8 protein-coding genes are annotated in these 10,768 nt (G+C 67.3%); 7 read left to right on the forward strand and 1 reads right to left on the reverse strand.

Annotated elements, in window-relative coordinates; all coding sequences use genetic code 11:
- The first annotated feature begins 1,027 nt into the window (after positions 1–1,027).
- The 4 genes from ACKUB9_RS16785 (at position 1,028) to istB (ending at position 5,096) form a co-directional block, all read left to right on the forward strand.
- A complete protein-coding gene (locus tag ACKUB9_RS16785) occupies positions 1,028–1,201 on the forward strand; it encodes a hypothetical protein (protein WP_407523861.1) in 174 nt (57 codons plus the stop codon).
- Complete coding sequence (locus tag ACKUB9_RS16790; RefSeq protein WP_407523863.1) at positions 1,198–2,025, forward strand: hypothetical protein; 828 nt, start codon at positions 1,198–1,200, stop codon at positions 2,023–2,025. Before ACKUB9_RS16785 ends, ACKUB9_RS16790 begins: the two co-directional genes overlap by 4 nt.
- A gap of 753 nt (positions 2,026–2,778) precedes the next feature.
- Entirely contained in the window at positions 2,779–4,290 is a 1,512-nt protein-coding gene (gene istA, locus ACKUB9_RS16795; protein WP_432760179.1) for an IS21 family transposase, read from the forward strand.
- The gene (gene istB / locus ACKUB9_RS16800) at positions 4,290–5,096 is read left to right on the forward strand and encodes an IS21-like element helper ATPase IstB (protein WP_290366021.1); all 807 of its coding nucleotides are present in this window, start codon (positions 4,290–4,292) and stop codon (positions 5,094–5,096) included. Before istA ends, istB begins: the two co-directional genes overlap by 1 nt.
- A gap of 179 nt (positions 5,097–5,275) precedes the next feature.
- Here the strand turns inward: istB and tnpC are convergent, their stop codons facing one another.
- On the reverse strand, positions 5,276–6,556 hold the full coding sequence (tnpC, locus tag ACKUB9_RS16805) for an IS66 family transposase (RefSeq protein WP_407523868.1): 1,281 nt from the start codon (positions 6,554–6,556) through the stop codon (positions 5,276–5,278).
- 211 nt (positions 6,557–6,767) lie between these two features.
- Here tnpC and ACKUB9_RS16810 point away from each other — a divergent pair, with 211 nt between their 5' ends.
- The 3 genes from ACKUB9_RS16810 to ACKUB9_RS16820 all read left to right on the forward strand — a co-directional run bounded on the left by ACKUB9_RS16810 (position 6,768) and on the right by ACKUB9_RS16820 (position 10,669).
- A complete protein-coding gene (locus ACKUB9_RS16810) occupies positions 6,768–7,409 on the forward strand; it encodes a sigma-70 family RNA polymerase sigma factor (RefSeq protein WP_407523870.1) in 642 nt (213 codons plus the stop codon).
- Positions 7,410–7,707: 298 nt separating this feature from the next.
- Complete coding sequence (locus ACKUB9_RS16815) at positions 7,708–8,601, forward strand: cache domain-containing protein (RefSeq protein WP_407523872.1); 894 nt, start codon at positions 7,708–7,710, stop codon at positions 8,599–8,601.
- The gene (locus tag ACKUB9_RS16820; RefSeq protein WP_407523874.1) at positions 8,579–10,669 is read left to right on the forward strand and encodes a recombinase family protein; all 2,091 of its coding nucleotides are present in this window, start codon (positions 8,579–8,581) and stop codon (positions 10,667–10,669) included. The genes ACKUB9_RS16815 and ACKUB9_RS16820 overlap by 23 nt, the downstream gene beginning before the upstream one ends.
- Positions 10,670–10,768: the final 99 nt, after the last annotated feature.

Here is a 10,768-nt window from a genome sequence, read left to right on the forward strand (position 1 = left end):
CAGCCCCTGCGGGTCGCAAGATCAAGCGGGGTGGACGCGTCAGATCTCCGCGGCACAAGCCGGGGCGACGCGTGAGCGATCATCCGGCCCACAGCGCATGGGCTTCGATGAGGCAGCAATCACGGGTCTCAGGCCAGCCCATCGTGCGCGAGTGGGAGGATTTCTGGGTTTTCGAGAGGGACATGGGATCGAAGCCTCCGGACGCGATACTCATGCGCCGGGATCCCGGGCAAGGGTGGAGTCCGGACAACTGCACCTGGGGGACAAAGGCTGAGGTCATCGCACGTAGACCCACGACACGCTTCTACACATTCAATGGTCAGACCCTGACTTTGACCGGGTGGGCGAAGGAGACCAACATCAATGTGGGTGTCCTCCGGGCACGGGCGAGAGCCGGATGGCCGATCGACGAAATGCTTGGAACTCCTGTAGGTCCAGGACCCGGCAAGCGGGGTAAGCCCCTTGTACCAGCCTCTCCCCACGAGCTTACCACCATATCTTCGCCAGTCTTCGGACGTCAAAGGATCAGGCAGCCCAGCCCTTTGCCTCCTATGCGCAGCGATGATAGATATAGATCCTGGAAAATGATGAGGAAAAAGTGCAATGAAACTGAAAACACACACGTATCCGAATGGAACGACTTCTGGGTGTTTGCGCAGGACCTCGGCAAGAGGCCGCCCGGCACCGTCCTGCTCCGGCACGACATGAGCGTGCCCTACAGTACAAAGAACTGCTTCTGGGGCACAAAGGCTCAGGCGAGCCGCGGGCGTCGGTTCGTCCGCCGATACAGGTACAACGGCCGGGAGATGACTATCCCCGAGATAGCTCAAGCCAGGGGAATCAAGCCCAAAACGCTCGATGCGCGGCTCCGAAAAGGGCTGCCGCTTGAGGAGGCGCTCAACCCTGTAGTTCGGCCAGGACCGGGCCGACCACGTCGGTAGCTGCGTCTTGAGACTTCGAGGTCAGTTACAGAACCCGGGTAAGCCCTAATACTCCGTGCTGTGATCGCCCTTGTGGTTAGCCATACTTGGACGTCGAGATGTGGAACGATGCCTCCGAAGGTCTCATCGATTGGCACGACGAAGCCTTCAACATCGAGATCGCGCAGTTGATTGCCGGGAAAATCGGCTTCGGCGTCGAGACTTGCGTCCAGAATACTGTGCCGATGAGCTTGCGCCGTGAGGCGTCGGCATCCTCATGACGCTCTTACCCGCATGGGCCCTGCTCAGTCCCGCGAGCGTGCTCGGCCTGCTTAGCCAGGGGCGCGAGATGCCGCGAGCCATCTCGGTTTCGTCGACGTTGACGGCGACCGAGGTGATGGGCGGCCCGCTGCTCGGCGCGACGCGGCTGCTGATCGAGCGGGCGATAACGAATGACGGGCTGACCTTAACCGCCGGAGGCGCTCTCTCCCGCGCCGACACCCGCGCCCTCTTCGAGGCCCTGTCCTGGCCCGGTTATGACAAGGCGCAGGTCCTGGCTATGAATAAGGTGCTCAACGAGGCCGATGTATGGCCCGTAGAGGTGACCCGGCTGCTCGCGCAGACCATCAGGTTCCTGCGCCGCCGCGAGCGCCGCCTCCTGGCGACCAAGGCGGCGCGGGCCCGTCTACCCGCGGAGGCGAGCGCGAGCCTGTTTCGGCTGCTGTTCGAGGCAGTGTTCTGGCGCCTCAACCTCGCTTCCCTCGACCGCATTAGCGTTGAGCACTGGCCTCAGGATCACCTTGGTGTCGTGCTCTGGAGCCTCTCGGTTTCAGCCCAGGACTGGTCGACCGCGGCGTCCATGGTGCCGGTCTGCACAATCAGCGACGACGCGCTGGACCGAGTGCCTGCGGACCTCATCGCCTGGATGTTCGAGAGCCGGGTACTTCAGCCGCTGACGTGGTTGGGGCTGATGGAGGACAGACTCGTCGGCGAGGAGGGCCAGCCTGAATGGCGCAAGCAGCGGCAGTATCGCAAGACCGCGCTGTTCGACCGCGCGCTCACCTTCGACGTTGAGGTGGTGCGCTTCGGCGGCTTCTCACACTGATGAAAAGCTCGTCCCCGGCAGATGAAGTGATGCCGAGGTGCAAAGCTTAACCGATGTCGAGTGTGGGGTGCAGGCGCAGCCGGTGATCCCCATCACCTTGATAACACCTTCATGGAAATCGGATGTCTGCAAGCGACGCGGCCAATCTCGACGGGACCGCGATGACGGCAATCAATGCTGTGCTGGGCAAGCATTCGCCTAGTAAGCAGTGACATAAATGGTTGTTACCACAAATGATAATTGGCTGCCCCAACACAGAAAGCAGCTACCATTGATATTACTTATATGGTGTTGCTTCATAGCAACACAACAAAGACGGAATTTTTGAGTCAAAGCGGGATGCAGTCTCTCGCCGAGCCAGCTTCCTCATGGTAGGATCTGCCTCTCTCCGTCAGGAACAGTTTGCAACACTTCGGTGGCGCTGGCGACCTCCACATCCATGAGGGACGGTATCTGAAGCGCTGGAACAGCCGAGTTGGCTTTCATGGGACGAGATCAGCGACACTGTTCAGGCGCCTTCGGCGATGAGTGCAGAGATGCGACAACCCTCAGAAGGTGCACAGCGCGACACCTCCGTGGTAATTACCCACGTGGTTCGGCCTGGTGCATGGGCCGACTGTAGCGCGGCAATCAGGGTGATTTGAGCGCGTCAATCAGGATGAGAGCGGCGGGCCCTTGAGGGCGTGCAGCGTCTGGTGATCTCGGCCGGCTGGTCGTGCGGAATGGGTCATCTCGCTTGAGAGGACCACCCGCGTGCCTGGCCGCCACGTGACCGATCACCAGATGAGGCTCTTCATGCAGTACCGTCGTACCGACACGGTTGCGGTGGCCGCCGCCAAGGCGTCCCTCAGCCCCGCCACCGGCTATCGGCTCGCCCGCGATCCGCGCCTCCCGTCGATGAAGAAGGGCGTGCGCGGCCGCCGCCGGCCCGATCCTCTAGGCGACCTCTTCGAGACCGAGATCGTGCCCCTGATCCAGGCTGCGCCCGGCCTGAGACCGGTAGCAATCTTCGAGGAGATCCTGCGCCGCCATCCCGAGCTCGGCGCCGGCATCCGCCGCACCCTTGAGCGGCGCATCCGCGCCTGGCGCGCCCTCCACGGCGCCGAGCAGGATGTCATCTTCCGTCAGACCCACGAGCCGGGGCGGACCGGGCTCTCGGACTTCACCGACATGGCCGACCTCGGCGTCACCGTGGCCGGTCAGCCTCTTGAGCACCGGCTTTACCACTTCCGGCTCGCCTACTCGGGCTTCGAGCACGCCCACGTCGTGCTCGGCGGCGAGAGCTTCGTGGCGCTGGCCGAAGGCCTGCAGAACGCGCTCTGGTCCCTTGGCGGCGTCCCCCGCGAGCACCGCACCGACAGCCTCTCGGCCGCCTTCCGCAACCTCGATCAGCCCGCCGAGGACGACCTGACCCGGCGCTACGAGGCGCTGTGTGCCCACTACGGCATGACGCCCACCCGCAACAACGCCGGTCTCGCCCACGAGAACGGTGCGGTGGAGGGCCCGCACGGCCATCTCAAGCGCGCGATCGCCGACGCGCTCCTCTTGCGGGCCACCTCGGCGTTCCCCGACCTGCCGGCCTATCGCGCCTTCATCGATGAGCTGGTGGGCCGCCGCAACGCCCGCAATGCCAAGCGGATCGACAGCGAGCGGGCGGTCCTGCAGCCGCTCCCGCCGCGGCGCTCCTGCGACTACGAAGAGGTCAGCGTGCGCGTCACCTCCGCCGGCGGCTTCCGGGTGCGCAAGGTGTTCTACACCGTTCCCTCGCGTCTCATCGGCCATCGCCTGCGCGTGCGGCTCTACGACGATCGGCTCGACGTGCTGATCGGCGGCACGCACCTCTTCACTCTGCCACGCGGACGGGCCCGGCCGAACGGCCAGCACGATCAGGTCGTGGACTACCGCCACGTGATCCACGCACTGCGCCGCAAGCCGATGGCGCTCCTCAACCTCGTCTATCGGGACCGGCTCTTCCCGCGCGAAGCCTACCGGCAGGCCTTCGAGGCCATGCGCGCCGCGCTGCCGGAGCGGCAGGCCTGCCGCCTCACCGTCGACCTGCTCGCGCTCGCCCATGAGCGGGGCTGCGAGGCCGAACTGGCCGCCTGCCTGGCCGCCGATCATGCCGCCGGACGGCTCCCGGACATCGCGGCCCTGCGCGCACGCTTCGCGCCGGATCCGGCCGCGATCCCGCACGTCACGGTCGCGCTGGGCTCGCTGAGCCACTACGAGGACCTGCTCGGCGCCGCCGCGACGGGGGCCGCGTGATGGCCCCCGCGCCCATCGACACCGCCCGCCTCGGCGTCATGCTGAGCGAGCTGCGCCTGCCCACGATCAAGACCGTGTGGCCACGCTTTGCCGAGCAGGCCGACAAGGAGGGCTGGCCCGCCGCCCGCTTCCTCGCGGCCATCGCCGAGCATGAACTGGCCGAGCGCGATCGCCGGCGCATCGAGCGGCACCTCGCCGAAGCCCGCCTGCCCCCCGGCAAGACCCTCGACAACTTCGACTTCGCGGCGGTGCCGATGCTCTCCAAGGCCCAGGTCATGGCGGTCGCGGCTGGCGACGCCTGGCTCGCGCAGGGGGCCAACCTGCTCCTGTTCGGCCCGCCCGGCGGCGGCAAGAGCCATCTCGCCGCGGCGATCGGGTTGGCGCTGGTGGAGGGCGGCTGGAAGGTGCTGTTCACCCGCACGACCGACCTGGTGCAGAAGCTGCAGGTGGCGCGACGCGAGCTGAGCCTGGAAGCGGCGCTTGGCCGGCTGGACCGCTTCGATCTCCTGATCCTCGACGACTTGGCCTACGTCAGCAAGGATCAGGCGGAGACGAGCGTGCTGTTCGAGCTGATCAGCGCCCGCTACGAGCGCCGCTCGCTGCTGATCACGGCCAATCAGCCCTTCGGTGCGTGGGGCAAGGTCTTCCCCGATCCGGCCATGACGCTGGCGGCGGTCGACCGACTGGTGCACCACGCCACGATCTTCGAGATGAACGTGGAGAGCTATCGCCGTCGCGTGGCTCTGGAGCGGAAACGCGGTCCCGGCCGGCCACCAACCCGCGCGACAACCAAGGATCTGGCCTGAGTGACGCACCGCGACACGACGCGGCCCAGGATCACCTTGCGCACGTCAAGCAACCCGACCATCATCCCTGCGCCGCGACATCAGACGGTCATTCTGATTGACGCGCCGCTCTCATCCAGATCGCCGCGCTACAGCCGACTGACATCGTCTGCGATGGGGTGGGGCGGCGCGGGACGCGATCAGGCACGGATGGTGTTGAGGAGAGTGCCGAAGGTGTCGGCCCCCGAGAGCCGCGCCGTGTCAACGACGGTGCGCACGTCCGCCTCACCCGCGGCCGCCCACATGGCCCGGTAGCCGTTCGTCACCTTCCGCTGCACCACCGCCGGGCGCAGGGCGCGCTCGCAGGCGTTGTTCGTGACCGCCACGCGGCCGGGATGGTCGAGGAAGACCAGGAGCTGGTCGCGGGCTCGCCCGATCTTGGCTTGCAGAGCGCGGGTCAGATCGCACCGGCTTGGGGCGGACAGGATCTCCGCCAGCCGCCGCTCCAGCGCCCGGCGCTTGGCCGAGAGCGTCGCGGCGGCCAGATCGCTGACGCGCTCGGCCAGGCTGAACACGGACCCCAGCCAGAGCTGCAGGCGCAGCGGCACGGGGTCATCGCTGACCTCGACCGCGTAGGCGACGTCACGGGCCAAATGCGCCAGGCAGGTCTGGTGCTGCACGCCGTGCCCCTGCTGGGCGGTGTAGCGGTCCGACAGCCACACCGCGGGCCGGTGGCCGTCCATCATTGCGTGCACCACCGCGGCGGCCCGCGTCGGGGCGGCGTGGTGAACGACCGCCGCGTCCGAGCGGAAGACCCAATGGTACGAGTTGCTGCCTTCGATGCGCACCCCGGTTTCGTCCGAGGCCACCACCGCGGCCCGGCGCAGCGCCGACACGGCCGCCTCGCGACCGGCGCGGAACTGCCCTTGGGCCCGGCGCAGCAGGTTCATCACACCGCCCTGGCTCAAGGTGAGCCCGAATAGGTCGGCCAGCGCGGCCTGCAGCCGCTCGTAGGACAAGGCCTGAAAGGTCTTCAGGTAGGTCGCCACCGCGTGCAGGCGCGGGCCGAACGGCGTGCCGCGTGCGGCCTCCGGTACCGCGGCCACGACCCGAGTTCCGCAGGACGGGCAACGCACCGAAAGCCGCTGATGCTGAGTGACGATCGGCGCCACCTCCGGCAGTTCGATCCGCTCGCACACGCTGACGATCTCGGCCGGGAGGTCGGCCGCCAGGGCACCGCCGCAGCAGGGGCACTGACCCGGGCGATGCGCGACGACTTCGTTGGGATCTTGGCTGAGCGTCCGGCTGTGGCCCTCATGACCCGGCTTGGCGCCGCCGGGCTTGGCCTGCTCGCGCCGCTCCCTGCGGTCGGTGGAAGGCGGCTTGGAGGAGGTGCGCGAGGTCTTCTCCGGGCGCTGCAGGCGCAGCACCAGCTCGATCAGCTCCTCCTTGCTCAAACGCTCAAGATCGCTGCGGCTCATCTCACGAGGGAATCAGCGAAATCACCTCTCGGCAAGAGGTGCCGCGAGCACTCCGCATCCGCTCCTCGTCGGAGTCACGCCACGACCGAGCGCACCCCCTGAGTAATTACCCTCCGTGTGTCCGCCGATCTCAGCGTCGTCCATGGTCATACAGCCCAGCCCATTGGTGGACCTACGCGAATACCTCGGTGCAGGTTTGCGGACCCTCTATGTGGCCATATTGACGGACGACCTGCCTGCTCGGCTTCAGGATCTTGTCGCCCGCTACGATGCCGCCATCGCGAACTTGCAGACTCCCGCTACGACGTTCTGCGATGAACTCCTCGGAAACATTCCGGCGCTGCACTCCTACGCCCATGCGCTCACCAGAAATGAGGAACGAGCCAACGACCTCGTCCAGGAGACACTGCTGCGCGCATGGCAGGCGCAAGCCCAGTTCGGACCGGGCACCAACCTGAGCGCGTGGCTGACCACCGTCCTGCGCAACCAGTTCTACACGACCTGCCGCAAGCGCCGACGCGAGGTCGAGGATGTCGATGGGGTGGTGGCCGGGCGCATGACGGCGCAGCCGAACCAGACCGACTGGATCGAGATGAAGGAGGCGTGGATTGCCATGTCCATCCTGCCCGTCGCGCAGCGTGAGGCGCTGCTGCTGGTAGGGTGGCACAACTGCACCTACGAGGATGCGGCCCTGCTCCTCGGCTGTCGAACCGGAACGGTGAAGAGCCGGGTTTCTCGGGCCCGCGTCGCCCTGGCGGCGCGGTTGGGGCGTGACCCTGGAGCGAACGCCCGGTCGTCGTTGACCGCGGCCACAGACGATCCGAACAGCCTGCGTTGTCACCACACGCCGTGACGATCACCGGTCGTTGGCTCTCCGTCGTAGCCAAAAGCTAGTTGATCTAGCCAATATGAAACATTGGTAGCATCAATTCTACTCATGCTCTATTGCCCTGGCGCAACACTGCGAGAACACACTTCCGCTGCAATCTGTGAAGTAAGTTGATGACCAGCCAGCTTCCTTCTGGTACACACGAATCACACCAGACACGAAGCGTTGGCCACGCTCCAGTGACGCTGGCAAGCCGTTGTGCCTGCCGCCTGCACGAGGGACTGCGATGCTCAGGCTGCCGATGCGGTGGCTCGTGGCAGGCGTGCTCGGCGCCTTCGGGCTGCTGGCCACCCTGCTGCTCGCCCTCCTGGTCGGGCGCGATGCCTCCGCCCGCTTCAGCGACCAGATCGGCCAAGGGCTGGCCGAGACTGCTGTCCAGACCCGTGACCGCCTCGACCGCACCCTTTGGGAGCGCTGGCTCGCCGTGCGGATCCTGGCCGACCTCCCGGTGATGCGGGATCCACGCGCCAGCCCCGAGACGAAGCGCGCGATCCTGAACACCGTCCGGCAGGTGTCCAGCAATTACGCCTGGATCGCCTTCATCGACGCCTCAGGCCGCGTCGTGGCGGCAACAGACGGCCTTCTGGAGCACGAGGCTCTGGGCGCGCTCCCGTGGTTCCAGGCCGCCCTGCACGCCCCTTACGTCGGCGACGTGCACGAGATGACCACCGCGACCGCCACCCTGGCAGCGACAGCGGACGCGCCGCAGCGCGTCGTCGATCTCGCTCATCCCGTTCGCGACGAGGCAGGCCGCCCCCTCGGCGTGCTCGCCGCACACGTGCATTGGCACTATGCGCGTGAGATCGAGCAGGCCATGCACGACCTCGTGCGCCATCCGAGTGCCACCGAGATCCTGGTGCTATCGCGCCAGGGTACGGTCTGGCTCGGTTCGCAAGCCCAGGTCGAGAGGCCGCTCGCCCTGCCGCCCGCCTTGCAGCCCACGGCGGACGAGCCCGTCAGGGCCGCACTCTTCACCTGGGTGAGCCTCGCACCGGAGCCGGATCCGGCTCCGCTCCTGGCGGCCGACGCACCGACGCTCGTGCAGGCGTTGGCCGACCTGCTTCTCTCCGCGCTCGGCCAGACCGCATCGGCCCCTCAGATCACAGCGGCGATCGCGACGAGGGAGGGCGGCCATGAGCCCGAAGATCAGCCCTGATCACCTCGCCCGCGCCGCCGTCGTCTACGTGCGCCAGTCCACGCTCGCGCAGGTGCTCGGCAACCTGGAGAGCCAACGACGCCAGTATGCCCTGGCGGACGCGGCCAAAACGGCGGGGTTCGCCGCCGTCGTCACCATCGACGACGACCTGGGCCGCTCGGGGTCGGGCCTCACCCTCCGACCCGGCTTTCAGAAGCTCGTCGCCGCGATCTGCGAAGGCGGGGTCGGCGCCGTCTACTGCCTAGAAGCGTCGCGGCTGGCTCGCAACGGGCAAGATTGGCATCACCTCATCGACCTGTGTGCGTTGGCCGGTGCGCTCGTCATCGACCTCGATGGCGTCTACGATCCGCGTCACGTCAACGACCGCCTCTTGCTGGGGCTCAAGGGCAGCATGTCCGAGTACGAGCTCAGCCTCATGCGCCAGCGCGGCCTCGCGGCTCGCGACGCCAAGGCCGGGCGCGGCGAGCTGCGCTTCACGCTGCCGCCCGGCTACTGCTGGAGCGAGGCGGGGCGGATCGAGATCGACCCGGACGAGCACGTGGTCGAGGCGATCCGGCTGGTCCTGCACAAGTTCCGAGAGCTGGGCAGCGCGCGCCAGGTCTTCCTCTGGGCGCGCGAGGTCGGGATGAAGCTGCCCGTCGTGCGACGCAACCTCACCCTCTGCCGCATCACCTGGCGGGCGGCGGCCTACCACAGCGTCGTGCAGATCGTGCAGAACCCGATCTACGCCGGCGCCTATGCGTTCGGGCGTCGGGGCGACCGCACCAGCGTGGTCGAGGGTCGAGCGCGCAAGACGAGCGGCCATCGCCGCGAGCGGGCTGACTGGACCATGCTGATCCGCCGCCACCACGAGGGCTGCCTGACCTGGGCCGAGTTCGAGGAGAACCAGACACTCCTGAGGGAGAACGCGCATATGCAGAAGCGCGCTGAGCGCAAGGCGGCCCGCGGCGGACGAGCACTGCTGACGGGCCTCGCCCGCTGCGGCCAGTGCGGGCGCATGATGCGCGTCTTCTACGGAACGCGTTCCGGTCACGCGCATCGCTACCAGTGCCGAGGCGACGACGGCCATGTGGGTTCGGGGCTGTGCATTGGCATCGGAGGCGGTCGGGTCGATCGTGCGGTGGTGGCTGCGATCTTGGACGCGGTGTCGGACCGGGCGATCGAAGCGGCGATGCTGGCAGCCGATCAGGCGTCACGCACGACCGACGAGGTTCGGAAGGGGCTGTCGCGCGAGCTTGAGGCGGCGCGCTACGAGGCAGGGCTCGCGGCTCGTCGCTATGACCTCGTCGATCCGGCCAAACGTCACGTGGCGCGCGAGCTCGAGGCGCGCTGGAACGTGGCCTTGGAGCGGGTCGCCGGGCTGGAGCACCGCTTGGCGGAGCTGACGACGAAGGCGGCGTCGTCGCCCGGCATCGACCGGGCTGCGCTGATGCGGCTCGCCCACGACCTTCCAGCTGCCTGGAATGCGCCCACCACCGATCCGCGGACAAAGCAGCGCCTGATCCACGTGCTGGTCCAGGAGGTCGTTGTCGGCCTGGACGAGGCCGCCAACGAAGCGGTGCTCGTCGTGCACTGGACCGGCGGCCGTCACACGGAGCTGCGGGTGGCCCGCGTGCGCACCGGCCGGTATCCGTCAGACCGGGCTCCGAACGCGGTCGAGGTGCTGCGCAAGCTGAGCGGGCACTGGCCGGATCGTGAGCTGGCCGTCACGCTCAACCGGATGCGCTGCCGCGGCACCGACGGGCAGAGCTGGACAACGGTCCGGGTCAAGGCGCTGCGTGAGCGGTTGGGGATCCCGCCCTTTGATCCCGCCGCTGCCCGGGAGGAGACGATCAGCGTCGACGCCACCGCCCAGCGGCTCGGGATCTGCGTCGGCTCCGTTCAGCGGCTGATCCGCATGCACGTGCTGCCCGCGCGTCAGCTCATGCCGTCGGCGCCCTGGCAGGTGCCTGTCTCCGCGCTTGCCACCGAGACCGTCCAGATAGGCGTCCGGGCTGTGATCGCGCGAAGGCCCAAGAACCTCAAGCATCTACAAGACGATAAGGCATCAAGGCTGCCAGGGATCTGAGAGGAGGAGCGCACTATGACGCGTGGTTGCCGCGCCGGCCACGGAAGCAGAAGACGTGGCCGCTCAGGGGATCGCGCTTGAGCACCTCCTGCACCTGCA

The sequence above is a fragment of the Methylobacterium oryzisoli genome, from assembly GCF_046557895.1.
Taxonomy (GTDB): Bacteria; Pseudomonadota; Alphaproteobacteria; order Rhizobiales; family Beijerinckiaceae; genus Methylobacterium; species Methylobacterium oryzisoli.

Bases quoted from the DNA above. Each gene is read 5' to 3' on its own strand.
- ACKUB9_RS16790 (WP_407523863.1), top strand. From the start codon at position 1,198: ATGACGCTCTTACCCGCATGGGCCCTGCTCAGTCCCGCGAGCGTGCTC.
- istB (WP_290366021.1), top strand. From the start codon at position 4,290: ATGGCCCCCGCGCCCATCGACACCGCCCGCCTCGGCGTCATGCTGAGC.
- tnpC (WP_407523868.1), bottom strand. From the start codon at position 6,556: ATGAGCCGCAGCGATCTTGAGCGTTTGAGCAAGGAGGAGCTGATCGAG.
- ACKUB9_RS16820 (WP_407523874.1), top strand. From the start codon at position 8,579: ATGAGCCCGAAGATCAGCCCTGATCACCTCGCCCGCGCCGCCGTCGTC.